The organism is [Clostridium] symbiosum, assembly GCA_036419695.1.
Taxonomy (GTDB): Bacteria; Bacillota; Clostridia; order Lachnospirales; family Lachnospiraceae; genus Otoolea; species Otoolea symbiosa_A.
This window is the reverse complement of the sequence record CP143946.1, coordinates 2856938-2883910: the sequence shown is the minus strand read 5'-3', so window position 1 is coordinate 2883910 and position 26973 is coordinate 2856938. Positions and strand designations below refer to the sequence as shown.

The 26973-nt window shown below is 46.5% G+C and carries 34 protein-coding genes; all 34 read left to right on the top strand.

Translation table 11 applies throughout. The features are described 5' to 3' along the window. The first annotated feature begins 164 nt into the window (after nucleotides 1-164). A complete protein-coding gene (locus V3C10_13240) occupies nucleotides 165-932 on the top strand; it encodes a hypothetical protein (protein WVP60285.1) in 768 nt (255 codons plus the stop codon). Between the two features lies 1 nt (nucleotide 933). Continuing rightward, a complete protein-coding gene (locus tag V3C10_13235; protein WVP60284.1) occupies nucleotides 934-1107 on the top strand; it encodes an N-acetylmuramoyl-L-alanine amidase in 174 nt (57 codons plus the stop codon). Between the two features lie 215 nt (nucleotides 1108-1322). Then, the gene (locus tag V3C10_13230) at nucleotides 1323-1733 is read left to right on the top strand and encodes a VRR-NUC domain-containing protein (protein WVP60283.1); all 411 of its coding nucleotides are present in this window, start codon (nucleotides 1323-1325) and stop codon (nucleotides 1731-1733) included. Between the two features lie 27 nt (nucleotides 1734-1760). Beyond that, nucleotides 1761-2549 (top strand): ParA family protein, encoded by a 789-nt coding sequence (locus V3C10_13225; GenBank protein WVP60282.1) that lies wholly within the window; start codon nucleotides 1761-1763, stop codon nucleotides 2547-2549. 208 nt (nucleotides 2550-2757) lie between these two features. Then, the gene (locus tag V3C10_13220) at nucleotides 2758-4026 is read left to right on the top strand and encodes a DUF3850 domain-containing protein (protein WVP60281.1); all 1269 of its coding nucleotides are present in this window, start codon (nucleotides 2758-2760) and stop codon (nucleotides 4024-4026) included. Further along, nucleotides 4019-4252, top strand: coding sequence for a hypothetical protein (locus tag V3C10_13215; GenBank protein WVP60280.1), 234 nt, complete (start codon nucleotides 4019-4021; stop codon nucleotides 4250-4252). The genes V3C10_13220 and V3C10_13215 overlap by 8 nt, the downstream gene beginning before the upstream one ends. 156 nt (nucleotides 4253-4408) lie before the next feature. After that, a complete protein-coding gene (locus V3C10_13210; protein ID WVP60279.1) occupies nucleotides 4409-4657 on the top strand; it encodes a DNA-binding protein in 249 nt (82 codons plus the stop codon). Nucleotides 4658-4737: 80 nt separating this feature from the next. Continuing rightward, a complete protein-coding gene (locus V3C10_13205; protein ID WVP60278.1) occupies nucleotides 4738-5133 on the top strand; it encodes a single-stranded DNA-binding protein in 396 nt (131 codons plus the stop codon). A gap of 20 nt (nucleotides 5134-5153) precedes the next feature. Continuing rightward, the gene (locus V3C10_13200; protein ID WVP60277.1) at nucleotides 5154-5720 is read left to right on the top strand and encodes a hypothetical protein; all 567 of its coding nucleotides are present in this window, start codon (nucleotides 5154-5156) and stop codon (nucleotides 5718-5720) included. Continuing rightward, complete coding sequence (locus V3C10_13195; protein ID WVP60276.1) at nucleotides 5721-6140, top strand: hypothetical protein; 420 nt, start codon at nucleotides 5721-5723, stop codon at nucleotides 6138-6140. A gap of 175 nt (nucleotides 6141-6315) precedes the next feature. Then, nucleotides 6316-6615 (top strand): HNH endonuclease signature motif containing protein, encoded by a 300-nt coding sequence (locus tag V3C10_13190; GenBank protein WVP60275.1) that lies wholly within the window; start codon nucleotides 6316-6318, stop codon nucleotides 6613-6615. Nucleotides 6616-6721: 106 nt separating this feature from the next. Beyond that, on the top strand, nucleotides 6722-7075 hold the full coding sequence (locus V3C10_13185) for a hypothetical protein (GenBank protein ID WVP60274.1): 354 nt from the start codon (nucleotides 6722-6724) through the stop codon (nucleotides 7073-7075). 6 nt (nucleotides 7076-7081) lie between these two features. Further along, nucleotides 7082-8737, top strand: a complete 1656-nt coding sequence (locus V3C10_13180; GenBank protein WVP60273.1) for a terminase large subunit — start codon at nucleotides 7082-7084, stop codon at nucleotides 8735-8737. Between the two features lie 17 nt (nucleotides 8738-8754). Further along, the gene (locus tag V3C10_13175) at nucleotides 8755-10035 is read left to right on the top strand and encodes a phage portal protein (GenBank protein WVP60272.1); all 1281 of its coding nucleotides are present in this window, start codon (nucleotides 8755-8757) and stop codon (nucleotides 10033-10035) included. Then, on the top strand, nucleotides 10025-10621 hold the full coding sequence (locus V3C10_13170) for an HK97 family phage prohead protease (GenBank protein ID WVP60271.1): 597 nt from the start codon (nucleotides 10025-10027) through the stop codon (nucleotides 10619-10621). The genes V3C10_13175 and V3C10_13170 overlap by 11 nt, the downstream gene beginning before the upstream one ends. 28 nt (nucleotides 10622-10649) lie before the next feature. Beyond that, nucleotides 10650-11879: a phage major capsid protein gene (locus V3C10_13165; protein WVP60270.1), complete on the top strand. Its 1230-nt coding sequence runs from the start codon at nucleotides 10650-10652 to the stop codon at nucleotides 11877-11879. Nucleotides 11880-11931: 52 nt separating this feature from the next. Continuing rightward, the gene (locus V3C10_13160) at nucleotides 11932-12324 is read left to right on the top strand and encodes a hypothetical protein (protein WVP60269.1); all 393 of its coding nucleotides are present in this window, start codon (nucleotides 11932-11934) and stop codon (nucleotides 12322-12324) included. Nucleotides 12325-12341: 17 nt separating this feature from the next. After that, nucleotides 12342-12677 (top strand): DNA-packaging protein, encoded by a 336-nt coding sequence (locus V3C10_13155; GenBank protein WVP60268.1) that lies wholly within the window; start codon nucleotides 12342-12344, stop codon nucleotides 12675-12677. Beyond that, complete coding sequence (locus V3C10_13150; protein WVP60267.1) at nucleotides 12667-13005, top strand: hypothetical protein; 339 nt, start codon at nucleotides 12667-12669, stop codon at nucleotides 13003-13005. The genes V3C10_13155 and V3C10_13150 overlap by 11 nt, the downstream gene beginning before the upstream one ends. Before the next feature lie 2 nt (nucleotides 13006-13007). Next, nucleotides 13008-13439: a hypothetical protein gene (locus V3C10_13145; GenBank protein ID WVP60266.1), complete on the top strand. Its 432-nt coding sequence runs from the start codon at nucleotides 13008-13010 to the stop codon at nucleotides 13437-13439. After that, entirely contained in the window at nucleotides 13436-13762 is a 327-nt protein-coding gene (locus V3C10_13140) for a hypothetical protein (protein WVP60265.1), read from the top strand. The genes V3C10_13145 and V3C10_13140 overlap by 4 nt, the downstream gene beginning before the upstream one ends. Before the next feature lie 7 nt (nucleotides 13763-13769). Beyond that, nucleotides 13770-14333, top strand: coding sequence for a major tail protein (locus V3C10_13135; GenBank protein WVP60264.1), 564 nt, complete (start codon nucleotides 13770-13772; stop codon nucleotides 14331-14333). Between the two features lie 49 nt (nucleotides 14334-14382). Further along, the gene (locus V3C10_13130; GenBank protein ID WVP60263.1) at nucleotides 14383-14787 is read left to right on the top strand and encodes a hypothetical protein; all 405 of its coding nucleotides are present in this window, start codon (nucleotides 14383-14385) and stop codon (nucleotides 14785-14787) included. Nucleotides 14788-14992: 205 nt separating this feature from the next. Further along, the gene (locus tag V3C10_13125) at nucleotides 14993-18124 is read left to right on the top strand and encodes a PblA (protein WVP60262.1); all 3132 of its coding nucleotides are present in this window, start codon (nucleotides 14993-14995) and stop codon (nucleotides 18122-18124) included. A 3-nt stretch (nucleotides 18125-18127) separates the two neighbouring features. After that, complete coding sequence (locus tag V3C10_13120; GenBank protein WVP60261.1) at nucleotides 18128-19015, top strand: phage tail family protein; 888 nt, start codon at nucleotides 18128-18130, stop codon at nucleotides 19013-19015. A gap of 4 nt (nucleotides 19016-19019) precedes the next feature. Continuing rightward, nucleotides 19020-20174 carry a siphovirus ReqiPepy6 Gp37-like family protein gene (locus V3C10_13115; GenBank protein ID WVP60260.1) on the top strand — a complete coding sequence of 385 codons (1155 nt, stop codon included), beginning with the start codon at nucleotides 19020-19022 and terminating at the stop codon, nucleotides 20172-20174. Between the two features lie 5 nt (nucleotides 20175-20179). Further along, nucleotides 20180-21316 carry a hypothetical protein gene (locus V3C10_13110; GenBank protein WVP60259.1) on the top strand — a complete coding sequence of 379 codons (1137 nt, stop codon included), beginning with the start codon at nucleotides 20180-20182 and terminating at the stop codon, nucleotides 21314-21316. 14 nt (nucleotides 21317-21330) lie between these two features. Further along, the gene (locus V3C10_13105; protein WVP60258.1) at nucleotides 21331-21768 is read left to right on the top strand and encodes a hypothetical protein; all 438 of its coding nucleotides are present in this window, start codon (nucleotides 21331-21333) and stop codon (nucleotides 21766-21768) included. Next, nucleotides 21761-22903 carry a hypothetical protein gene (locus tag V3C10_13100; protein ID WVP60257.1) on the top strand — a complete coding sequence of 381 codons (1143 nt, stop codon included), beginning with the start codon at nucleotides 21761-21763 and terminating at the stop codon, nucleotides 22901-22903. The genes V3C10_13105 and V3C10_13100 overlap by 8 nt, the downstream gene beginning before the upstream one ends. Before the next feature lie 40 nt (nucleotides 22904-22943). After that, a complete protein-coding gene (avd, locus tag V3C10_13095) occupies nucleotides 22944-23300 on the top strand; it encodes a diversity-generating retroelement protein Avd (GenBank protein WVP60256.1) in 357 nt (118 codons plus the stop codon). A gap of 326 nt (nucleotides 23301-23626) precedes the next feature. Further along, a complete protein-coding gene (locus V3C10_13090; protein WVP60255.1) occupies nucleotides 23627-24376 on the top strand; it encodes a reverse transcriptase/maturase family protein in 750 nt (249 codons plus the stop codon). Between the two features lie 336 nt (nucleotides 24377-24712). Then, nucleotides 24713-24892 (top strand): hypothetical protein, encoded by a 180-nt coding sequence (locus V3C10_13085; GenBank protein WVP60254.1) that lies wholly within the window; start codon nucleotides 24713-24715, stop codon nucleotides 24890-24892. Further along, complete coding sequence (locus tag V3C10_13080) at nucleotides 24889-25377, top strand: phage holin family protein (GenBank protein WVP60253.1); 489 nt, start codon at nucleotides 24889-24891, stop codon at nucleotides 25375-25377. The genes V3C10_13085 and V3C10_13080 overlap by 4 nt, the downstream gene beginning before the upstream one ends. 78 nt (nucleotides 25378-25455) lie before the next feature. Further along, the gene (locus V3C10_13075) at nucleotides 25456-26865 is read left to right on the top strand and encodes a phage tail tip lysozyme (GenBank protein ID WVP60252.1); all 1410 of its coding nucleotides are present in this window, start codon (nucleotides 25456-25458) and stop codon (nucleotides 26863-26865) included. The last annotated feature ends 108 nt before the right edge of the window (nucleotides 26866-26973 follow it).

Here is a 26973-nt window from a genome sequence, read left to right as displayed (position 1 = left end):
AAAGCGCCTACGGTGGGGAAACACCATAGGCGCTAAGCTATACAGCTTTGAAATACTATAAAAATTATAAGCTATGTATGGCGCAAAGTCAAGAAAATTAACGGGCAGGCAGCCCGTTTTAACACTTGATAAAAGTATTAACGAACCGACAGAGAGGTAGATATATGCCATACGTAGAGAGGGTAACAAAAGCGGGGAATACGATAGAGATAGAGAGGTACTTTACCAGCAGATACAAAAAGAAAGGTATCAGCAGAGGGGATAAGGTAAAGCCAACAAAAGAAGAGCAGGAGAAAGTAAACACCAGACAGGCAGAGAGAAAGTTAAGGATACTCATAAATGCGAACTATGGCTATGGGGACTACCATTTAGTGCTTGACTATATCCGCAGGAAAGGAGAGCCGGACAGAACGCCGGAGCAGATGCGGCAGGACATAGACGTATTTTTGAGGGAGTGCAGAAAGGAGTACAGAAAAGCAGGGTTAGAGTTCAAATACATACACGTTATGGAGATAGGCAAGAAAGGTGCGAGGCATCACCACCTTGTAGTAAATAAAATTGACACAGAGATTTTACAACGCTGCTGGTATAAGGCATACGAGGGGCATAACAGGGTTAAGGTATTCCCACTGGACGATAGCGGCAACTATGCAGAGCTGGCAAGTTATTTAATCAAGTACACAGGAACGCACAAAAAGGGTACTGACGGAGCATTACAGGGCAAGCGCTGGAATTGTAGCAAGAATTTAGTAAGACCAGAACCAGAGTACCACATAATTTCAGACCGTGAGTATTTCAAGAAAGAACCAAAGGCAATAAAGGGCTATTACGTGGATAAGAACAGCGTGAGCATGGGAGTACATAGCCCAGAGTATTACGGCTACGGGTATTTAAGATACACCTTAGTAAAAATAACAGATAGGGGGGGCTGAAATGCAGATAATCAAGGGCATTGCCATTGCAGCAGTGCTGATAATAGCCGGACTGCTGGCGTTGATTGTGGCAACATATCTGGCGTTTAGAATTGCAGCAGCTATTTCTGAGCAGCAGGAGAGCTGGAAAGACAGCGGCAGCAGAAAGGGCAGAAAACATGATAGAAAAAATTAAATACTGGTTATTCCAGAAAGGCAAGGACTGTAAGCACTGCTGCCTGCGGTGCAGATATTATGATATATGCCGCTGGGACGTACTGGGAAATGCAGGACTACAAAGCGAGGAAACAATAACGCTTTTGGCGATAGAGAACAGCAAGCCGCATAAGGACGGGCTGCTTTTCAGAATTTGCCAGTATGTAGAATTTAAGCAGAGAGCGAGGCGAGAAAATGAGAAACTTTAGACTGGACGACGAAAGCGGGCATCAAGAGGCATTATTTAGCTGGGCTGCATACAGAACAGAGATTATGCCGGAACTGCAATATATGTATCATGTGCCAAACGGCGGCAAACGTGATAAAGCAACAGCAGCGGTGCTTAAGAGGCAGGGCGTAAAGGCTGGCGTGCCGGATATTATGCTACCAGCTGCAAGGGCTGGGTATCATGGGCTTTACATAGAGCTTAAGGCAGGCGAGAACACGACGACCAAGAAACAGAAAGAGTGGTTAGAGTATCTGCGGCAGCAGGGCTATTATACCGCCGTCTGCTACGGCTGGCAGCCAGCAGCGCAGCTGATAGAGCAGTATTTATTACATTCAGACGAGCTTACAAAAGAGCAGGAAACAGTAACCATGCGTTAGGGGCGACGCAGGAAAGAGAGGCAAAGAATGAAAACAATAAGCATTTTGAACTTAAAGGGTGGCGTAGCCAAGACCTTTACAGCAGCAAACATGGCGTATGAGCTTTACAGGCGAGGTTATAAGGTGCTGCTGATTGACAACGACAAGCAGGGAAACTTAAGCAAGGCGTACAGCAGATATGATGCAGAGAACGTAGCACCAGTTACAAAGCTGCTGGCTGGGGACTGGGAAAGCGCAGACGAGCTGATACAGCATACAGAGTATGAGGGTATCGACATTGTAACGGCGAACATGTCACTATTTGGGGCTACGTGGAATTTAACCAAAGAGGACAGCGGAAACCAGATAGAGAGATACAAAGCACTGGTATATGCAAAGGTGCAGTATTACGGAGATTGCACCATATATGGCAAGTATGATTACTGCATCATTGATAACCCGCCGGATATTGGGCTTAATGTTGTAAATGCGCTGGCAATTACAGACGAGGTAATAGTACCCGTAAAGGTGGACGAGGACGCTTTAGAGGGGCTGGATATTGTGACAGAGCAGATAGAGGACGCAAAGGCATTTAACCCAGCATTAAAGCTGGCAGGCGTGCTGATTACGTCATACCAGAACACAGACGGCGAGGCAGCAGGCGTAGAGTGGCTGGAACAAAAGACAGATTTTAATATTTTGGGTATTATTCGGTATTCCAAGAAAGTAGCAGAAAATACTTTCATGCGTAAGCCGATTTATGAGTATAGCCCATGCTGCGGAGCGGCGCAGGGGTATAAGAAATTTGTAACAGCGTATACAGGGAAAGCGAGGTAGCGGGCATGGCACATAAAGAGAGATTATGCGCTTACTGGCATTGCCGCAGGACTGGCGGTACGGAGTGCTGGAACTGGGGCGGCAAATTTGCAGGGCAGAAATGCCCGCAAAGCGACGCTTGCGAGTATTGGAGAACGTGCGAAATGTGCAACGGAGTAATGGGACAGTGTAAGAAAAAACAAAGGATTGAGAAAGCGAGGTAGAGAATATGGCAAAGTTTGGCATTAACGACATTCTGAACGCAAAGACGAAAGCAGCAGGGCAGCAGGCGCAGACAGAGGGATACAAAGAAATCTATTTAAGCCCTTACGAGGTAAAGGCAGCACAGGAGAACACGCACCAGAAATTAGAAAACATAGAAGAGCTGGCAGATAGCTTTTTGCACGTAGGACAGGAACAGCCTACAGTATTGGCGAGAGTAAACGGGGAATACCGTATAATCGACGGACACAGACGTAATGCGGCAAATATTTTGAACTTAGAGCGGGGGCATAAGGAGTATGAGAAAGTGCTTTACCGCTTTATGGATATGAGCGAGGCAATGTATGAGCTGCGCTTATTGGCTGGCAACGGATATACGCAGGAACTTACAGCCTATGAAAAAACCAGATTAGTAGAGCGTACCAAAGCGGCGCTTATCAGAGCCAAGGAAGAGGACGGCTTAGAAATACAAGGTAAAATGCGTGATTTAGTGGCGGCTATGATAAACGAGAGCAGCACGAACGTAGCCAGAATGGACGCAATCAACAACAACGCAACGCCGGAGATTAAAGAGCAGCTGAAAGAGGGCAATTTAGGTATCACTGCTGCATACGAGGCAGCCAAACTGGACGAGGACGAACAGAAAGAAATAGCGGAAAAAGCAGCAGCGGGCGAAAATGTGAGGGCAAAGGAAATAGCGGAAAAAGTAGCAGAGAAAAAGGCGGGGGACGATTACGAAACACCGCACCCAGAGAGCATAACGTCTTTGTGCTATTCCTGCCAGAAATACAAGGGCTGCAACGTAAAAACGGGAACGTGCCAGAAATGCGACCAGTACATAAATAAGGCAGAGGCTGAAAAGACAGACGAACAGCGATACAGCGAAGAGCAGGACGCTATAGACCGCCAGACAAAGAAGAAATTGCAGGAGCGGGCAGACGCAGAAAAAATGGAGCATCTGCCAAGCGAGGGAAATACAGAACATAAGCAGCACGAGGTAAAAATAGTGGCATCTTATTACGAGGACGTAGTAAGCGGGAAAAAGAGCTTTGAGCTGCGGAAAAATAACAGAGGCTATAAACAGGGCGACAGCCTTAAAATGCTGGAATTCAAGGACGGCAAGCACACGGGGCGCACGATTGATGCAGATATTATTTATATGCTGGAAGATTACACAGGGCTTACAGAGGGCTACTGTATTTTGGGTATCAGAGTAACAGACTATACGGGTAAGGTGTCCGAAACGGACACGGAAAGCGGGGCAGAACATGAATAGACGGCAGCGGAAAAAGAAGAAAGCACAGGTATTTACAATTATTCTGGGCTGTACGGCGTTTTGTAAGGCAGAGCAATACGAGAAGATGCGGAAAAGCGTAGAATATCAGTTACGAACAGGCAGCGTGGTTATGCTGCCTGCATACTTGCACGTAGAGGCAATCATAAAGCAGCGAGGCGGCAGAAATATTGAGATTAAGCAGGAAAACGGGGTAGTAAATGTTTGAGTATATGGACGGCATAGTAGATGCAGTGAAAGAATTGGGACAGGCAGCAGTAGACGTAGCAGTATTTGTGACGATATGCACAGCAAAAGCGGTGTTGATAATAACAGCGCCAGTATGGATATTGCCGTATGCGATATGGAGAAAGGGGCGTAAGCAGTGAAATACAGACAGTGGAAAAAGAACTACAAGAAAAAGCACGGAGTAAACCCGCCGTTATGGTTGGACAGGAAAAAGCGGCGTAGGTATATAAGAAAACGGGTAAGACGGATTGCGGCAAGTCTGGAAGTAAATGTTGAAATAATAACTAAAGGCTTAGAGGCATCAGTTATGGCAATAAAAAAGAGGCTGATTGAATTACAAGAGAGAATAGTAGCAAGAGAAAGCGAGGCGGTAGAAAATGACTAATATTTTACTGGGAATTATAGCATTGGAATTGCTGGCTATATTTTCAAAGCTGGACAAACTGGAAGAGGGGAGCAGAAAGCATGAATAATGTATCACTTACAGGGCGGCTTACAAGAGAGCCAGAGCTTAGATATGGCGGGCAGGACAATAGCACAGCTATTACCCGCTTTACGCTTGCAGTAGACGACGGGAAAGACACAGATTTTATAAATATTAAGTGTTTCGGGCGTATTGCGGAATGGGTGCAGAAATGGTTAAGCAAAGGCAGCAGGGCAGAGGTTACGGGCAAGATTAAAACGGGCAGCTACGAGAGCCAGCGCACGGGCGGCAAGGTATATTACACAGAGGTTGTGGCAAATAGCGTAGGATTTGGAGAGAGCAAAGCAGAGGCAGAGGCGAGAGGGCAGCAGCTGCCGGAGAGTGACGGGTTTATGAACATACCAGAGGGAGCAGACGAAGAGCTGCCGTTTAATTAACAGAAAGCGAGGTACAGAACATGGAACAGGAAGAAACAAAGACAATGGCGGCGGCAGGGGCAGAAATGCCGCCAGAGGTTGAAAGCTGGGTACAGCTGCACGAAAGCGAATTAACAGAGTTATTGCAGAAACAGGCAAAGGCTGCAATAACGGAACTGAAAAGACAGGAAAAGCAGGAGCAGAAGAAAGAGAAATACCACAACACTTTTACGCTTATGAAATGTTACCGTGATGCAGTTTTCCATATCGAGAACGCCATAAGCGACGGGCAGCAGTTAGAGCTTAAGGGCATGACGGACGAGCAGCAGCGTACATACTTAGAGAGTATCAGACGCACACGCTTTAAGACACTGATAATGACAGCGCATATAGACAAAGCGGTAGAAGAGATAGAGCGCCGCAGAGAGGCAGCGGGCAGAGGCGTAGAATACAAGGCTTTTGAAATGTATTTTATGCAGGGTATGGACTATGCGGAAATTGCAGAGCAGCTGGACACAGGAAAGAATACACCGAGGCGCTGGGTAACGGGCATCATAAACGAGTTGTCAGTATTATTGTGGGGGATTGACGAAGAGAGGGTAAAGTAAGTGTTTGAAAAAATAAAGGCATGGATAAAAAGAAAGCGGGAAACAGCGAGGGAACAGCAGGCAGCAGACAGGCTGATAAAGCATATAGAGCAGGCGTTAGGATTTGAGCTTTACGAGTGGCAGAGGCTATATATAATAACTGGGATATGGCAGCCGCCAGAGGGACGACTGCACGGAAGAACGACAGCATATATATTGCGGCTATTGTTAGACCAGAGTAAGCCACTGCTGCTGTATGAGTTTTCACAAGTGGCAGCGTATGCAGATAACCCATTTATGGAGCGGCAATATCAGCCAGTACCCATGCAGTATGCAGGCTGGTTTAGGCATGAGATAATGAGCATATACGAGCAGCTAAGAACAGCAGGCGTGCCAGTAAGAGAAATGATAACAGTACAGCAGCGGGTAATATCGTGGTAAAAATGTGGTGTTTACATGGGAAAACAAAAGAGATACAATGGTAGCATGAAATGAGTAGGCGATAGCTTAAGCCATGTGCGGCAGCAGTTGCCTACTCTTTTTCTATTCATTCTTTAGCCTCCACCCAGCGCATGAAACTTAGGGCGCTGGGGAATGAAGAAAGAGAGGGGACAGTATGAAAGCATGGGCTAAGAGTTTTTATTTATCAGCGGCATGGGAAAAAACCAGAGCCGCTTATTTAATGTCACAAGATTATATTTGTGAACGCTGCGGGCAGCCCGCAAAGATAGTGCATCATAAGCGCTGGCTTAACAGAGAGAACATAAACGACATAAGCGTTACGTTATGCTGGGATAACTTAGAGGCGTTGTGCCAAGACTGCCACAACAAGGAACACCACAAACAGGAGAGGCATAAGCGGTATCGGTTCGACGAGAACGGCGGCATACTCCCCCCATATCAGAAAAATAATTAAAGGGGGCGAATACCGAGGGGGATACCCTAAAATTACCCTACGGGCGTGCGCACGGGTGGTGTAGGGGGGTGTGGTGCGGCGCAGGAATGGAAAGCGGGGTAAAGGAATGGCAACAAAGAAAGAGAAAACCAAAGAACAGAGGATAAAGACCGAAAAGACCAGACTTAAGGGAATTTTCAAGGACTTAGACGAAAACAAAAGAAAATTAGTAACGCCGCTGATAGAAAAGGCTGCATTTATGAGCATTGAGCTGGACGACTTGCAGGCGAAACTTGAAAAAGACGGCTGGACGAGTGAGTACCAGAACGGGCAGAACCAGTGGGGAACAAAGAAAAGCCCAGAGGCAGAAACCTACATAGCGCTTAGTAAGAACTATGCAGCAGTGATTAAGCAGCTTACGGAATTAGTACCAGCTGCGAAACGAAAGACAAGCAGGCTGGCGGCTTTGCGGGAAGAGTAAGCAATATTGCCGCCTTATCGAAATTATATCTATGAGTACCACGCAAAGATTACAAGCGGCGAAATCATAGCGGGAAAATGGATAAAGAAAATATACGAAATCATTATAAACGGGCTGCAAAAGCAGGAGTATTTTTTTAATGCAAAGGCTGCGAATAAGGCTATACGGTTCATAGAGAACTTTTGCCACCACAGCAAGGGGCGTAATGATTTAATCAAGTTGGAGCTATGGCAGAAAGCCATAGTTTCTGTTATTTTTGGCATACAGGACGCAGAAAAAATACGTATTTTCCGTGAAATTTTTATTGTAATTGGCAGAAAAAATGGAAAAAGTTTATTTGCATCTGCGATTATTGCATACATGGCGTACTTAGAGCCGGAGTACGGACAAGAAATATACTGCTTAGCTCCAAAATTAGACCAAGCAGCGCTGGTGTATGACGGATTTTATCAAATGGTACAGGCAGAGGACGAGTTAGCGGAGCTGGCAAAGAAACGGCGCAGCGATATTTATATTGCGGAGAGCAACACGGTAATAAAACCGATTGCTTTTAATGCCAAGAAGTCAGACGGATTTAACCCGCAGCTTGTGGTATGTGATGAAATGGCAGCATGGAGCGGGGACGCTGGACTAAAGCAGTATGAGGTTATGAAATCCGCTTTAGGCGCACGTACTCAACCTATGATATTGAGCATAAGCACTGCCGGATATATCAACGACAGTATTTATGATGAACTAATGAAACGTAGCACAAGTTTCTTGAAAGGAAACAGCAAAGAGCGCAGGCTATTACCATTCCTTTACATGATTGATGATGTGGAGAAGTGGAACGACATAGACGAACTGAAAAAGGCTAACCCTAACATGGGTGTATCCGTAAAAGAAAGTTTCTTTATGGACGAGATAGCCGTAGCAGAGGGCAGCTTAAGTAAAAAAGCAGAGTTCCTTACAAAGTATTGCAATATCAAGCAGAACAGCTCTATTGCATGGCTGGAATATCAGACAGTAGAGAACGCCGGAGTAGAAAAGACCTTAGAGGACTTTAGGGACTGCTACGCAGTGGGCGGTATTGACTTAAGCCAGACAACGGACTTAACGGCAGCCAGTGTGGTTATTCAGAAAGACGGCACACTGTATGCGTTTACGCAGTTCTTTATGCCACGGGGCAGGCTGGAATACTTACAGGCTACGGACGGCGTGCCGTATGACATATTTGTTAAAAAGGGGCTGATAACCTTAAGCGGCGAGAATTATGTAGACTACCACGACGTTTACGGCTGGTTTACTATGTTACTGGAAGATTACGGAATACGACCTTTAAAAATCGGCTACGACAGATACAGCGCCCAGTACCTTATTACCGATATGGCAAATTATGGTTTTCACATGGACGACGTTTACCAAGGCGAAAACCTTACACCAGTTATAAGGGAGTTTGAGGGCATCATAAAAGACGGCGATTTTAAGATAGCCGACAACAATTTACTAAAGACACATTTCTTAAATGTTGCGCTTAAGCACAACATGGAAACAAGAAAATTCAGACCTATAAAAATCGAGCAGCGGGCGCATATCGACGGCTTTGTATCTGTCATAGATGCAATGACCGTGCGGCAGAAATACTGGGAAGAGTGCGGCGAGCTGCTTAAAAATGCCGCATAGAAAGGAGAGTAAACGGCATGAAATTTTTAGATTATCTTTTTCATGGTAAAGAGCTGCGATATATCGACAGCTATTTTAAAATGCTGAACGGATACAGCCCGACGTTTACCAGTTATAACGGCGGCGTATATGAAATGGATTTAACCAGAACGGCAGTAAACAGCTTTGCGACACATTGCAGTAAACTTAAGCCGGAGATTGAGGGTAGCGCCCTTAAGTCACTGGAAAAGACACTACAGCATAAGCCCAACTATTTTATGGACACAACAAAATTTATTAAGCGTCTGGCAACGTATGTAGCGGTGGAACACACCGCTTTTATTATACCTATCGAGGACGAGTACGGGCGGCTTTGTGGCTGGTATCCATTGAGGGCGCAACGCTGCGAAGTCGTAGAGGCAGCAGGGCAGGTGTATTTACGGTATCTGTTTGCAAATGGCGAGCATGGAGCTATAGAGTTTGAACGTGTAGGCATTATGACAGATTTTGAATACACAGACGACCTTTTCGGAGAGGACAACAGAACACTTAAGCCAACAATGCAGCTGATACATACGCAAAACGAGGGAATTATAAACGCTGTCAAAAATTCTGCAAATATCCGCTTTCTGGCAAAGGTGGCAAATATGCTGAAACCAGAGGACATAAAGAAAGAGCGACAGCGTTTTACCGAGGATAACTTAACCGCCGACAACGATAGCGGCATGATAATTTATGATAACAAGTTTAGTGAGCTGAAACAGGTAGAGAGCAAACCATACACACCAAACGCATTGCAGATGCAGAATATACAGGAAAATGTATGCACGCATTTTGGCACAAACATGGATATTTTACAAAATAAATTTGATGAAAATACGTGGAATGCTTACTACGAGGGGAAAATAGAACCGTTTGCAATACAGCTATCGCTTGTTATGACAAATATGAGTTTTACCGAGAGAGAAAGAGCTTGCGGTAATGCTATTTTCTTTTCAGCAAACCGCCTGCAATATGCCAGCAACGCAACAAAGCTAAGCGTAAGCACGCAGCTTTTTGACCGTGCATTACTAAACAGAAACGGCGTTATGGATATATGGAACATGGCACACGTTGAGGACGGGGAAAAGTATTATATCCGCAAAGAGTATACCGAGGTAAGCGAACTGCAAAACAGTAATGGAAAGCCACAGATAATTATACAGCAAGCGCCCATAGCAACAGGGCAGCAGGCAGAGCCGCAGCAGACACCGCCAGCGGCAGCAGGCGAACCAGCAGGCGGGCTGGGGGAGAAAGAGGGTGTAAATAATGCCGATTAAGAAAGAGCGGGAATATAGGGCGCTGGCAGCGCCATTGACAGCGCAGAGTGCAACGAAATTGATACAGACGGAGTATTACGTAGAGGGTTACGCCACTACGTTTGATGCGCCGTATTTGCTGTATGAATTTGAGGACGGCACAAAGATTTACGAAAGAATAGACGCACACGCTTTAGACGGTGCAGACATGAGCGACGTTATCATGCAGTACGACCATGAGGGCAGGGTATTTGCCAGACAGTCAAACAAGACGCTGATTTTACAGCCGGACTATAAAGGGCTTAAGGTGGCGGCTGATTTAGGCAAGACAGATTTAGCCCGTGGGCTATACCAAGACATAGAGGCAGGCATGATAAATAAAATGTCATGGGCTTTTAGCGTAGCAGAGGAAAGCTACGACAGAGAAACACACACAAGGACGATTTTGAAAATCAAGAAAGTTTATGATGTGTCAGCCGTGAGCATTCCAGCAAACGGCGATACTGAAATAAGCGCCCGTGCTTTTGCGAGTAGGAGTTACGAGCAGGAGAGGCAGGAGTTGCTTAAGAGGCGGGCAGCAATACTAAAGATTAGAGCGAGCTTATAAAATCCAAGACCAGAAAGGAAACATAACAATGAGATTAAAAGAAATCGAGGAAAGATTAGCACAGATTAAGGCAGAGCTTACCACAAGAGCGGCAGAGCTGAAAGAAGAGGAAATTACAGCACTTGAAAAAGAAGTAAATGCATTGCAGGAAGAAAGAGCGGCGATTACAGCGGCAGCAGAAAAGCGCAGCGCCTTACTTGCAAGAATTGCAGCAGGCGAGAACGTAGACGACGGAAACGGCGGCGAGGGACAGCAGAGAGTGCTTAGAAATTTCAAGGGCGCAGCAGGAGAGGGCGATAACGACGACAAGTACGGCAGTATGGAATACCGAAAAGCATTTATGAAATACGTGTGCAGAGGCGAGGCGCTGCCGAAAGAGTACAGAGCAGATGCAGTAAGCAAAAGCACGGACGTAGGCGCAGTTATTCCTACCACAGTGCTTAACCAGATTGTAGAGAAACTGGAAAGCACAGGAATGATTTTAGCCCTTGTAACCAGAACTGCATACAAGGGCGGCGTTTCTATCCCCGTATCTGCTGTAAAGCCTACTGCAACATGGGTAAATGAGGGAGCGGGCAGCGACAAGCAGAAAAAGAATATTGCAAAAGACGGTATGATTACTTTTGCATACCATAAGCTGCGCTGTGCAGTAGCCGTATCTCTGGAAGTAGATACAATGGCAATCAGCGCTTTTGAAACACTGCTTATTAACAATATTGTTGAGGCAATGACAAAAGCGTTAGAGCAGGCAATCATTGACGGAAACGGAACAGGAAAACCGAAAGGAATTTTAGCAGAGACACCAGCCGACGGGCAGACAATCGAGAGCGCCGCACCGTCTTACAGTGATTTGATTAAGGCAGAGGGTGCTTTACCTATGGCTTATGAAAATGGCGCTGTGTGGTGCATGAGTAAAAAGACCTTTATGGAATATGTAGGCATGACAGATAAGAACGGGCAGCCTATCGCAAAAGTGAACTATGGAACATCTGGAAAGCCGGAAAGAACGCTTTTAGGCAGAACAGTTGTACTTTGCGATTACGTAGCAAGCTACAGCGCAGCACTTGCGAAAGATACAATTTTTGCATTCCTTTTCAATTTCAAGGACTACGTGCTTAATACAAACTACTCTATGGGCGTAAAGAAGTATGAGGACAACGACACAGACGACCAGATTACAAAGGGCATTATGCTTGTAGACGGCAAGGTAGTAGACAAAAACAGCCTTGTAGTTGTAAAGAAAATCGAGGCAGTGTAATTAACAAGGCAGCTGGTGTATAAACACTGGCTGCCAGAAAGCGAGGTAGACCATGAAAGGGTATTTAGACGCTAAAGAACTGGAAAGCTACAAGAAAGAAGATTTGCAGGAACTGGCAAAGCAGCTGGGTGTAGATGCAGAGGGAACAAAGAAAGAAATTGCTACACGCTGCGCAGCGGTTGAGGTAGGCATACCGGACGAAAGCGAGCTTACAGAAGAGGATAAAAGAGCAGCGGAAGAGGCGGCAGCAGAGGCAGCAGCAGAGGCAGCAGCGAAAGCCGAAGAGGAAGAGGCAGCCACAGAGCTTGTAAAAGTAAAAGCACAGCGCCGTTTCCTTGACAAGGAATTAAACCAGATTAAGGATACTGGGGACGAATACGCAGTAAGCAGAGAACGTGCAGCAGTTCTGGAAGAGGCAGGCGTAGCAGCAGTAATAGAAGAGTAAGAAAGAGGGTGCAGGCTATGGCAGCAGATACCACAACATTAACCGAGAAAATGCGGGCGGCGCTGCGTATCAGCAGCACCAGTGAGAAAATTACAGAGGAAATAAACGACTGTATAGCCGCCTGCAAAGCTGATATGAAAAACGACGGCGTAAAAGTGATAAAAGAGACAGACGGGTTGATTATCAGAGCAATTACACTGTATTGCAAGGCAGAGTTTGGTTTTAACAATGCTGCGGAACAATTTAGAAAGTCATACGACGCACTTAAAATGCGCTTATCTTTATCAGCAGAATACAACACAGCGCCGCAAGTGTCCGAAACGGACACCAACAGCACAGAAAGTGGGGTGTAAAGCGGTGGAGTGGCTGGACGAATTAACACTTATTGCAGAAACAACAGCAGAAAACAGGGTAAATAAAAACGGCTTTGCAGTAAAGCCGGAAGAAAGCCCCCGCACTGTATTCTGTAACAAAAAATCAGTAGGGTACAGTGAATATTTTAAGAGCCAGCAGACAGGAAAACTGGTAGAGGCAAAGTACGAGGTACACAAGGCAGATTATGGCGGCGAGGACGTAGTAGAAGTAAACGGGCGGCGCTATTTTGTACTTAAGACCTACGATACAGGAACAGACACCATAGAGCTTACGCTTACAGATTTACGCCACAGAAACGAGGTGTAAGCATGGGAGAGTTTAACACAGTCGGGCTGGAAGATATTATAGACGCTTTCAGCCGGAGAGAGGCGGCTACAGTTGAGGCAGTCCCCAAAATGCTTAAAGCTGGTGCTGATGTGCTGATAGAGGCACAGAGAGCAGAGGCACAGGCAATGGGACTGAATGAAACGGGCGGTTTTATCAATTCCATAAAAGCTACGGACGTAAAGGGCGACGATACGGAGAAATACGTAGAGATATACCCACAGGGACGGGCAAAGCATGGAAACGACAGGAAAGGAGATAAAAGCAAGGTGCGCTATGCAACAATCGGCTTTGTGGCAGAGCACGGCACAAGTAGCCACGCTGCACGCCCTTATATGACAGTGGCAAACGAAAAGGCGCACGAAAAGGTAGTAGAGGCACAGCGCAGTATATGGGAGAGTGAAACAGGCGAATGAGTATACAGGAGATTTTAGAAAGCGCAGGATTGCCAGCCCAGAGAGGCGTTTACACTGGACGGGATAAGCCAGACGCATATTATACGTTTCTGCGGCTGCTGGGTACGCCTGCGGTAAATGCAGACGACGAAGAGAAAGAGCGCAGGGAAATGTATAGAGTTACGCTTTTCCATAAGGGCGATTTTGAGGCGCAGCTTGATAAGACAAAAGAGGTATTGAAAGCAGCAGGCGTTTATATCAACAGCATAGACGCAGAAAGCTACGAAACAGAAACGGGGTACTGGTTAGTGCCTATCACAGTCGAGATTTTGAAAGAGGAGTGATTAAACAATGACACTGGGACTGAAAGATTTATATTACGCCGTATGCACAGAGGCAGACGGAGCAGAGAGCTACGGGACACCTAAGAAAATGGCAGAGGCAATGAGCGCCGATTTATCCGTAAAGACAGCAGACGGCAGCTTGTATGCAGACGACACATTAAGCGAGAGCGTCACGGAGTTTGCAAGCGGAACGCTTAAGCTGGGAATTAAAGACCTTACGCCGGAAGTGCTGGCAGAGCTGCTGGGACAGGCAGTAGATAAGAACAGCGTAGTATGGGCGGGAAAAGAGGACGAGCCGCCGTATGTTGCTGTAGGGTTCAGAGCTAAGAAAACGGGTGGTAAATACCGTTACGTATGGCTGCTTAAAGCAAAATTTAAAGTACCGTCTGAAAAGTACGAAACAAAGGGCGAGAGTATCAAGTTTAACACGCCGGACATTGAGGCATCTTTTACAACAAGAAAGAAAGATAACTTGTGGAAAGCAGACTTTGTGGGAACAGAGGAAAGCGCAGCGGCTAAAACGTGGTTTACAGCAGTGCCGGAAAAGGCAGCAGCAATGGAAAGCGTATAAAACAGGAAAGGAGAGAGGCGTAGCATGGGCTGCGCCTTAATTTTATATCATGGGAGCATTAAAGAGCGGGGCTTTTCCCGTAGAGCTGAACGGCAAAGAATATGGTTTACTTTTTTCGCTGAACGCATTAGACGAAGTACAGGAAAAGTTTGGGGGCTACGACAAATTAAGTGAGGTATTCAATAAAGATAACCCAAACCTTTTTAAAGATACAAGGTGGTTACTTACGCTGCTTATTAACGAGGCACTTTTAGCAGAGGACGAAAACGCCCAGCTGCTTGAAGAGAAGAGGGTAGGCAGACTGATACACGCAGGAAATTTGCAGGAAGTACAGAACGCTATTTTTAAATCGTTCTACAGAGGAACTGCGGGAGACAACAGCGACACAGAGAACGAAAACGACGGAGAAGAAACAACAGAAGAGGGAAACAGGGCAGCCGTGCAGGAAAATTAAATACTGCACGGCTTTTGTATATTGCAGTAGTGCTTTTGAGATACAGGGAACGTGAGGCATGGAGAAAAACACCATACCAGATAACGACACTGTTTAAATATCACAAGGAATATAACCCGCACATTTTCCGACAGGAACAGGCGGGAACACCAGCAGCTACAGAAAACATGGACGATATAGACATAGCGTTAGGGGGCTTTTAATTATGGCAGATAAGACGCAGAACGTCAAAACAAGGTTAAGTTTTGACGGAGAGGCAGAGTATAAAGCAGCCTGCAAGGAAATTAACAGCACCCTTAAAGTGCTTAATTCTGAAATGAAACTTGTAACGGCTGAATATAAGGACAATGCAAGCAGCGCAGATGCGCTGAAAGCAAAGCAGGCGGTACTACAGAAAACATACGACGAGCAGGCAAAAAAGGTAAAAGAAACCGAGACGGCTTTAGAAAAATGTCGCAAGGCAACAGGAGACAATAGCGAAGAAAGTAAAAAACTTGAAACCCAGTTAAATTACCAGAAAGCAGCGCTTGTAAAGACAGAGCAGGAATTAGGCAAAACGACTGACGAAATGGAAAAAGCAGAAAAAGCCGCTGACGAAATGGGAAAGGAAATAAAAGACAGCGGGGAACAGGCAGACGACGCAAAGGGAAAATTTTCTGGATTTACAAGCGTGCTAAGCGGAATGGGTACAGCGCTTAAAGCAGCAGCAGCGGCGACGGCGGCAGCAGTTGCGGGAGCGGCAACAGCCATAGGAGCGCTTACCACAAAAGCGATAGAGGGATACGCAGCACAGGAACAGCTTGTAGGCGGTGTAGAAACTCTTTTCAAAACGTCGTCTGATACGGTTGTTGGTTATGCAAACGACGCATATAAAACAGCCGGAATGTCTGCAAATGAGTACATGGAAACAGTTACCAGCTTTTCAGCGTCGCTGCTTGCCAGTATGAATAATGACACGGCAGCGGCAGCAGAAAAGGCAAACGTGGCAATTACGGATATGTCAGACAATGCAAATAAAATGGGTACTGATATATCGCTTATACAGAACGCCTATAACGGTTTTGCAAAGCAGAATTATACCATGCTGGATAACTTAAAACTGGGATATGGCGGTACAAAAGAGGAAATGCAGCGACTGCTTGATGATGCAAGCAAGCTATCTGGCATTAAGTATGATATTTCATCATATTCAGACGTTGTAGACGCTATTCACGTCGTACAGACGGAAATGGGCATAACAGGGACAACGGCAAAAGAGGCAAGTACAACAATAGAGGGTTCGGTTAGTTCTATGAGTTCAGCGTGGGACAACTGGGTAGCTGGAATGGCAGACAGCGAGGCGAATTTCTCACAGCTTACAAGCAATCTGGTAGACAGTATTGTAACAGTGGTAGGGAATATAGCACCGAGGGTAATAGAAACAGTGCCGAGGCTGGTAAGCGGACTGGGAGAAATCGTAGAGCAGCTTGCAACGTATATACCACAGGTTATACAGGAGTTATTACCGCCTTTAATGAGCGGCGTACAGGACTTGCTTAATACGCTGGTTGGAATGCTGCCGGAAATGATAAGCATAATCGGGCAGATTATACCGACAATCATAGATACGCTGCTTACTATATTACCGCAGCTTTTAGAGGCAGGCGTACAGATTATTACGGAATTGGCGCAAGGTATCGCACAAGCGTTACCTACATTGCTGCCAACAATCGTAACGGTGGTTACGAACATTGTAACCATGCTGATAGAAAATATACCGTTGCTGATTACAGCAGCATTACAGCTGCTTACGGGGCTGGCACAGGGGCTGGTAGCAGCGCTGCCCGTACTGATTGAGGCACTGCCGGAAATCATAACGGCTATCATAAATGCACTGGTTGAGGGCATACCGCTTATTATCGAAAGTGCGGGCGATATTATAGTTGCATTGATTGACGGCATCATAGATGCAATACCGCTTTTAATCGCAGCCATACCGCAGATTATAGCAGCCATTGTAACAGGACTGATTACGGGGCTGCCTAAGATTTTGACGGCGGCAGGCAAGCTGGTAACGACAATCATAAATAAAATAAAAGAGCTACCTACTCTGATACCGCAGGCAATCGCTGCGGGCGTTGAGAAAATAGCAGAGTGGGGCGCAAATATGCAGGAAAAAGGCGGCACAGTTATAACAGATTTTGTAACGAAAGTTATAGATATTGTTAAGGAACTGCCGCAGAAAATCTGGAACAGTATAGTAAGTGCAGTAACCAGAGTGGCTACGTGGGGCGCAAATATGCAGACCAAAGCCAAAGAAGTAATGAACACAATGCTTACGAACATTGTAACGATTGTGAAAGAAACGCCTGCTAAAATCTGGAACAGTATAGTAGGAGCAGTAACCAGAGTGGCTACGTGGGGTAACAATATGCTTACGAAAGCCAAAGAGGTAATGAACGCCATGGTAACAGGCGTTATTACGATTGTTAAGGAACTGCCGCAGAAAATCTGGAACAGCATAGTAGGGGCAGTTACCAAAGTGGCTACGTGGGGCAACAATATGCTTACGAAAGCCAAAGAGGTAATGAACGCCATGGTAACAGGCGTTATTACGATTGTTAAGGAACTGCCTGCTAAAATCTGGAACAGCATAGTAGGGGCAGTTACCAAAGTGGCTACGTGGGGCAACAATATGCTTACGAAAGCCAAAGAGGTAATGAATGCCATGGTAACGGGCATTGTTACGATTGTTAAGGAAATACCGCAAAAGATTTATAACAGCATTTCTGGTGCAATTACCAAAGTGGCTACATGGGGTACAGAAGTAAAGAACAAAGCCGTAGAGGGCATGAAAAATGTAATTACTGGAATAACAGACGTATTTAAGAATATTGGCAGTACGTTTGCTAGGTTCGGTAAAAACATGGTAGAGGGCATCTGGAACGGCATAAACGGAGCTACGCAGTGGATAAAGGACAAAATAAGCGGCTGGGTAGGCAATGTTACCGACTTCCTTAAGGATTTATTTGGAATTGCCAGCCCGTCTAAGCTGATGCGTGACGAAATCGGCGTATATCTGGCGCAGGGTATCGGCGTTGGCTTTTCTAATGAAATCGGCGGCGTTAAGAAAATGATTGAGGACAGCGTACCGCAGGAGTTTGACATAGACGCAAAGGTAAATGTAGGCAATGAATTTAAGTATGATAACGACGACAAAAAGCCAAAGCCGAGAGGCGGCGGCAGTGCAGCAGGCGGCGTAGTTGTCAATCAGTATATTTATGCGAATACCACGGACTATGCAAAACAGCAGAAAGAGGCAGCCCGACAGTTCAGAATGATAGCAAGGACGGTGTAACACATGGAAAATGAAAAACTGACTTACATAAATTCAAGGGGCGAGCGGTTAGAGCTGGGAGTAGACAGCGTATACCATTGCAATATAAGTAAAGACGTAGAGGGCATTTCCGGCGTTACGAGCGTCATTTACAGCACAAACAGTATGGGACAGCACGGCGACACCTACGTAGGGCAGCGTATCGAGGCGAGGGACATAGACGTAGTGGGACATATCAACACACGGGACAAGGCGCAGGCATTGGAACTGCGCCGCCGTATGCTTAAGATATTTAACCCAGAGCTTAGCGCTACGCTGGTGTATGAGTACGGCGGCTTTAAGCGTGTGATTGATTGCAGGGCGTATGGAGAGCCTAAGATACTAAAGAAAGAGGTACTTTATGAGTTTGATTTACAAATAGAGTGCCTTAACCCGTTCTGGCGGGAAGAGGAAGAAACAAAAGAGGATATAGCAAGCTGGGTGGCTGCGTGGCATTTCCCTTGCGTTATCGAAAAGGACAGCACAAAGAGCATGATATACGGATACCGAGCGGAAAGCGTAATAGTGGACTGCTACAACGAGGGCGACGTATCAACAGGAATGAGGATAAGGTTTACAGCACTGGGGACAGTTTCAAACCCGATACTGCTTAATGTGGATACCGAGGAATTTATACAGATTAACGCCACTATGAAAACGGGCGACGTGATAGAGATTAACACGAAGTACGGCAGCAAGGGTGCTAAGCTGATAAGGGACGGCGTAGAAACCGACTATTTCCGCTACATTGATGTAGACAGTACATTTATGCAGCTTGCCATAGGCGACAATATGTTTAGGTATGATGCAGCCAGCGGCGTAAATTCTCTGGAAGTATCCATATTCTACAGCAAGGAATTTTTAGGAGTGTGACGGTATGGAGCTTAGAGTATTCGACAAGACAGTACAGCCGCTGGGAGCTATAGACGAGCTGGCAAGCCTGCTATGGCATACAAAGTATTTTGACGTAGGAACTTTTAGCCTGCTTGCGCCGATTACGGACAATAACAGCCGTTTGCTGGTAGAGGGTAACTTAATAACCAAGCACGACGGAAAAAAGGAAGTAAAGACCGCCGACGGCGGCGTATGGCGTAGGGCAGCGCAGATAACCTACGTACACATTACCAAAGACGAGAACGGCTTAGAGCAGTTAGAGGCACAAGGCTATATGCTTAGCTGGTGGCTTAATAAGCGCTGCATTTATCCGCAGATTGTGGCGACAGGTACAAACCAGTATCTTATAAACCTTATGGTAAAGAACAACTGCGGCAGCGCAGCAGGAACAAAGCGGCGTTTTCCATTGCTTACATTTCTGGCGCAGGAAACCATAGACGGCGTGGCGGTTGAATATGCAAACGAGGTATACGCACAACTGGGGCAGGAAGTAAAGGCAAGGGCGCAGGCTGGAAAGCTGGGCTATGACATTCTGCTTAACGAAAGAGAGAGACTGTTTGGCTTTTATCTGTATAAGGGCAATGACCTTACAGCCACAAATACCGAGGGTAACACACCCTGCATATTTTCAAGAGATTTTGATAATGTCAACGAGCAGGAATATACAGCCAGTATAGAGAACTGCGGCAACTTTATTTATGTGCAGGGAGCAGCTGACGACGACGGCAGCCAGCCAGTAACCACAGTGGACGGCGAGGGCGCAACGGGGCTGGATTTAGTAGAGGTATTCTGCGACGCTACGGACATTGCCAGAAAGTACCAGCAGGGGGAAACAGAGGTAACAATACCGCTGAATACCTATATTGCAATGCTGAAAACGAGAGGCGGCGCAGAGTTGGAAAACTACGGCAAGAACATAAATTTTGTAAGTACCATAAATACAAATTCAAACTTAAAATTTAAGGCTGATTTTGATTTAGGCGACCGTATTACTTGCAAAGAAACTAAGTGGGGCATACAGATAGATGCACGCATTACAGAAGTAACGGAAACATACCAGAAAGGCGAGGAAACCATAGAGGCGACTTTTGGCGACAGCCTGCCGACGCTGGTAGACCAGATTAGGAAAGTGAGGTAGCAGAAATGGCAAACAGCTTACCGTTTAATGCCGTGGCAGTAGACGGAGAGTACGACAGGGTATATAAAGCCGAGGATTGGGCGTGGTACTTTGCTACTTTCATTGCAAACGGCATTTTTCCAAAGCCGAGCGACGGGCTACAGGTAGTCGCTTACAGCGGCATGGAAATAAGAGTAAATGCAGGCTATGCCTTTATAAACGGCTACGCCTTTAGAAATCCTGCAACGCTTAGCGTAACACTGGATACGGCAGAGGGAGCGCTTAACAGGGTGGACAGGGTAGTAGTTCGCTGGGATTTGCCGCAAAGAGATATGTATATTGCGGTGCTGAAAGGCACACCGTCTGCAAAGCCGACAGCAACGGCAGTAACACGCACTACGGAAATATGGGAGCTTGCGCTTGCAGATATTTACGTAGGCAAGGGCGTAACAAGGATACAGACGCAAAACATCACAGACCAGCGGTTTAATAGCGCAGTCTGCGGAATTGTAACAGGAACGGTGGAAGAGATAGACGCAAGCGTGCTTACAAAGCAGTTTACGGACTTTTTCAACACCTACAGCGCAGCTGTGCTGGACGAGTTCAGCGCATATAAGCAGAGTATGGAAAAGTACCTTACAGAGATTGCGGGCGTATATGACAGCTACGTAAGCAAGACAGAGGGCTTATTTGCGCAGTATGAGAGCCAGTTTAACGAAAGATACAGCAGTTTTGAAAGTACGCTTGACAACTGGGATAAGGAACTTTTAAGCGCCTATACAGACTTTATGGCAAAAATTAAGCTATTCCAGTCGGACGCTGAAAACGAATTTAACACATGGTTTGAGAGTATCAAGGACAAACTGGGCGAGGACATAGCAGGCAGCCTGCAACTGCAAATTGAAGAGCTGGCAGCAGCCATGCAGGAAGTGAAAAAGCAGGCAGAGGCGGGCACGAAAGAAACCAAAGAGGCAATAGCAGCGCTGGACGAGCGACTTAAGAGAGTAGAAAGCGGCTGGGGCATTGACTATAAGCATGATGCTGTACTGGGATTGTGTTATATGGGTGCGGCATACATGAGCCAGCATTACGAAAGAACAGTAGAAACGGCAGTGTTAGGGGCTACCTACGTGGGTAATTCCTATCTTGCAAATACATTTTAGAAAGGTGGCAGACCATGAAAGGATTTCCTAAAGTATTAAAGACAAAAGAGGACTATTACAACTGCCTTGCTATGGTAGCAAGCGGAGAACTGGCAGCAGCGGATTTGCTGGCAAAAATCGAGAGCGCAGAGAACCAGCGTTATATTGAGTGCGGCGTAGCAGCTGTAGAGGAAGAGAAAAAGGCGGTTACGGTATATTACTGCGACGAGGCAGCGGTAGGTATGAAATTTGTAGCGGGCGACGTATCCGGCACAGTGCAGGGAGTAACACATATCCAGACCGACGAGGCAGCGGCAGCAGGAGAGGCAGGAAACGACAGAACAGCCCTTACACTTTCCAAAGCGGTAAAAGCGGGCTGCAAGGTAATTGCGCTGGAACGCACAGACACCGTGGCAGGAATGACAACAGACGACATTGCAGCACTGAAAGGAGTATTAAAGCAGTATGAGTAGATTATTAGTGGACGACGTTACAAAGACCGACGCAAGGGCGCTTTTGAACGTAAATAAAATGGCTACAATCAGCGATATTGTAGCACCGAGCAATGAGTACATTTACGCCAGCGGAGCAAATGAGCTGACCGTAGTAGAGGGTTGCGTAATTGCCGTGGGCGGCGCTGGAATTTTCAAGACAGCAAACACCATTCTTACGGCTGCTAATCTGGACGCAGGCAGCGCTTTTGCGGTAGGTAAAGACTATTACGTATATATCTGCGACAGCAGAATTGACAGCGCAGACGAGAAATACGTAATTTCCCTTAACTCTACATACCCGACGGGCTGGAACGCTACAAACAGCCGTAAAATCGGCGGCTTTCATTATGGACGCTGCCGCAAGGTGGACAGCAATTTACAGCCGCTTAATGGCAGCAGTGTTATTTTTGGCACTGGCTGGGAAAGTGCAGTAAGCAACGGCATTGTACCACGTTCTGTATGGACACTGGGACACCGCCCGAAATGCAGCCCAGAGGGTATGGTATATTTAGGCGGCGGCACATGGGTAGATATTTACCTTAATTCTGACGACGGAGCAAAGGGCTTGAAATCAGAGTACGGCTGCGCACCTATGACGGGTACAGAAAGCATGAACTGGTACAACTTTGTAGAACGTCTGGCAAAGAGCGGTAAACGCCTGCCGAACTATGCGGAATTTTGCGCTTATGCTTTTGGCAGCCCTGCCGGACTGGATAACGCAAATACAAACGCATGGAGCGCCACCAGCAACACAGGTAGGGGCGTAACAGGCAGTGTGGTAAATGCCGTTTCTTCCGTGGGCGTTGTAGATGCCGTGGGGCGTGTCTGGGAGTGGCTGGACGAGCTTATTACAAGAGCGGAACACGCCACAAATGCAGACTACCACGCAAGCGTAGCGTGGGGCTGGGACAAGAAAAGCCCATTGAACACAGGCGAGAAGTCTTACGACGTTGGTAACATTTACCAGTATTACGCATATTCTCTGGCGGCGCTGGTAGCGGGCGGCCCCTGGGGCAGTGGGGCGAATTGCGGCGCTCGTGCCGTGAATTGCAGCCCTTCCCCGTGGGATGTCAATACGAACGTTGGCGCTCGTGGGGCGTGTGACTCTCTGTAGACGGCGGGCGAAAGCCCAGCCGGATAAACGGGGGTAAGGCATGGACATACAGACAAAAACAGATATTATACACCAGAAAATATACGATTTTCTGCTATATATTTACCCTCTGCTTACGAAGTACCCAAAGTATGAGAAATTCAGTTTACAGACGGCGACAAGAAACGCAATTCTTGAAATGCTGCAAGAGGTTATAAAGTGGGATAAGACGGCAACGAAAAGCCACTTATACACGGTAGATACGGCATTGCAGGAAAGTAAAGAATTGCTGCGGCTGGCGCATGACTTGAAGTATAGCGCTATGAACGCACGGCACTACGGCGAGAGCTGCCGCAAGCTGAAAGAAATAGGCGTTATGCTGGGCGAACTGATAGAAGAGGTAAAGACCAGAAAATAGCAGGATATGGGGCAGCTGCTTACTTACAGCCTCTGGCGGCGCTGATAGCGGGCGGCAACTGGAACAATGGGGCGAATTGCGGCGCTCGTGCCGTGAATTGCAACAATTACCCGTGGAATGTCAATACGAACATTGGCGCTCGTGGGGCGTGTGACTTAGTGAGAACATTACAGGCACAGAGTTCTACGGAATACTGGCAAGGACTTAGAAAGGGATAAGACCGAGTGTTTAATATCCTATAGTCAGAGTGGCTGTCCCGCCGTGAGGCAAAGAGAAAAAATACGGCTGCTGGTTAGTAGCTACGGCGAAAGGCAGGAGCTTAATACTTGAAGAGAGTAGGATACATTACCGATAAGGACGGGCGGCGCATTACGCTTTTAGAGGCTATGGGCGACTATGGAAACGTACAGAAAGCCTATAACAAAGCCAGAAAGTGTAAACGCCACAGAAAAGACGTACTGATTTTTACGAAAGACAAAGAGGAAAACTTAGACAAGGTGCGGGAAGATATTATAAACCTTGCCTATGAGCCAAGCAAATACCATTACTTTAAGGTGTACGAACCGAAAGAGCGGCAGATAATGGCGCTGCCGTTCTATGACAGGGTGGTACAGCACGCCATAAACAACGTGTTAGAGCCTATATTTGATAAGCGGTTTATATCGCAGTCTTACGCCTGCCGGAAAGGTAAAGGTATGCACGCTGCGTCTGATACGCTAAAAGAGTGGCTGTATGAGTGGAACAAATACCACCCAGACCAGCCGCTTTATGCTATCAAGGCAGATATACACCACTATTTCCAGAGCATAGACCATGCGGTATTAAAAACTGAAATACGTAAGGTTATAAAAGACGCTGGGGTACTGGCATTGCTGGACAGGATAATAGACCACAACGGCAATATGCCGGACGGCGTAGGGATACCAGTAGGAAACCTTACCAGTCAGTTATTTGCAAATATCTATCTGGACGCATTAGACCAGTTTATTAAGCATGAGCTGGGCGTAGAGGCATACATACGCTATATGGACGACTTTGTAATATTAAGCCCAGACAAGGAACAGCTGCGCAGCTAGCTTGCACGGATAGAGCAATTCTTACGGGAAGAGCTTAAGTTAGAGTTTAACCCGAAAACTACCATACTGGCAGCAAAGAATGGTATAGACTTTGTAGGCTACAAACACAGGGCAACGCACAGGAAAGTACGAAAGGACAGCATAAAGCGCATAAAGCGTACTATCAAGAAGTGCGAGAGCGGGAAAATCACAAAAGAGCAGTTACAAAAGAGTATACAGAGCTGGACGGGACACGCAGGACACGCCGACAGCTATAACCTACGAAAGAAAATAGAAACGCTGGCAGAGGCAGCCATAGAAAAGGCTGCTTAAGCGGCAGAATGCAGGAGCGAGTACATGAGTAGCAATTTACTAAGGGTAGTACAAGAACAACAGGAAACCATAGAAAAGCAAAGCAGGCTTATTGCTGATTTAATAGCCACTCTGGAAAGCTGGGAGCAGACAGCGGGCTACGACGGCGAAGAGCTGAAAGAGCGGGCAAAAGATTTGCAATTAAGAGAAAGGCAGGATTTATGAACATGACTATTACAGAATTTATTGAGGCGGCGGCACATAACAAAATTATCCAGCTGGTAGTATTGGCGATTGTGTGCGACACGGTTTTTGGCGTGCTGCGTGCAATCAAAGAGAAAAAATTTAACAGCTGCGCAGGCATTGACGGGGCTATCAGAAAAGTAGGTATGCTTATTTCTCTGGTATTCATGCTGGCAATCGACGTACTGATTAAGATTAACTTAATCGGATTTATACCGGAGCAGGCACGTACATATTTAGGGCTTGATACCGTGGGCGTGGCTGAATTTTTCGCATTGCTTTACATTGCCTATGAGGTAGTGAGTATTTTTAAGAATATGGCATTATGCGGGCTGCCCGTAAAAAAGGTATGGGAAAAGGTGCGGGAGTTTCTGGCGAAGTATACGGACGAACTGCCGGACACAGACGAACTGGACGGGGACAGCACCACAGGCAACGTAGAGGAACACAGGACGCAGGAAAGATAAGAATAATAAGGACATAGCAGCAAAGAGCGCTTGCGGGACACCGCAGGCGCTTATTTTGTATGCGGAAAGGCAGGAAATATGAATATTAACAGAAAGATAAGTAAGTACAATTTCAATAAGGGCAGCGTTTCCAGAATTAAGTATATTGTTATCCATTATGTAGGCGCACTGGGCGGCGCAGAGGACAACTGCCGATATTATGGCGGCGGCAATAGAAATGCGTCGGCGCATTACTTTGTAGGATTTAACGGCGAGGTATGGCAGTGCGTAGAGGACGCTAATATAGCGTGGCATTGCGGAGCGTCGAGATATAAGCACGCAGAGTGCCGAAACGCTAATAGTATCGGTATTGAAATGTGCGTAAGGAAGAAAAACACAAAGAGCATGGGCGCAACAGATAAAGACTGGTATTTTGAGGACGCAACAGTAGAGGCAGCAGCAGAGCTTACCCGTTACCTTATGAATAAATACGGCGTGCCTGCATCTCATGTAATCAGACATTACGACGTAACGGGCAAGATTTGCCCTAACCCGTATGTATATAACACCAGCGCCCACACATGGGACGAGTTTAAGCGTAAAATCAGCGGACAGGCAGAAACGCCGCAGGGCGGCAATGAAAAAACAATATGGAATTTTCTTACAGGCAAGGGCTTAAATGCTTATGCCGTGGCTGGTATTATGGGTAATCTGTATGCTGAAAGCGGGCTTATGCCGAACAACTTACAGAATACCTATAACAATAAGCTGGGTAAGACGGACGCAGAATATACAGCAGCGGTGGATAATGGCAGCTATGGCAATTTTGTAAAGGACAGTGCAGGCTATGGGCTGGCGCAGTGGACGTATTGGAGCAGAAAGCAGGCGTTGCTTAATCATGCAAAACAGGCGGGCGTATCCATTGCAGACCTTAATATGCAGCTGGGCTTTTTATGGGAAGAATTGCAGGGATACACAGCAGTAATGGACGCACTGAAAAAGGCGGGCAGCGTGCGTGCTGCATCTGATGCCGTTCTTACTGGATATGAAAAGCCAGCAGACCAGAGCGAAACAGTAAAGAAAAAGCGTGCAGAGTACGGCGAGGGATACTATAAAAAGTATGCAGCAGGAAACGGTACAAAGTATTACAGAGTGCGCAAGAGCTGGACGGACGCAGCAAGCCAGCTGGGGGCGTTTACGTCGCTGGAAAATGCAAAGAGCGCTTGCAAGGCGGGTTATACTGTATATGATGATAACGGCAAGGCGGTATATACCGCAGTGGGGCAGCAGACAAGCGCAGGCGTTCCGTTTAGCGTACAGGTAGATATTTTAGACCTTAATATCAGAACAGGAGCAGGCACGAACTATGCAAAGACGGGAGAAACCACAGGAAAGGGAGTATTTACCATTGTGGAAGTGAAAGCCGGACAGGGCGCAAGTGCTGGCTGGGGACGCTTGAAGAGTGGCGCAGGCTGGATTAGCTTAGATTATGCCACAAGATTAGCTTAAGTTTTCGAGGGTGGGCGGTTCGCTGTCTGCCCTCTATTTTTTTGCAATTTTCTTAGAAATCTATACAAAAGTGTTGACAATATACCGAAAAAGGTATATAATAAAATC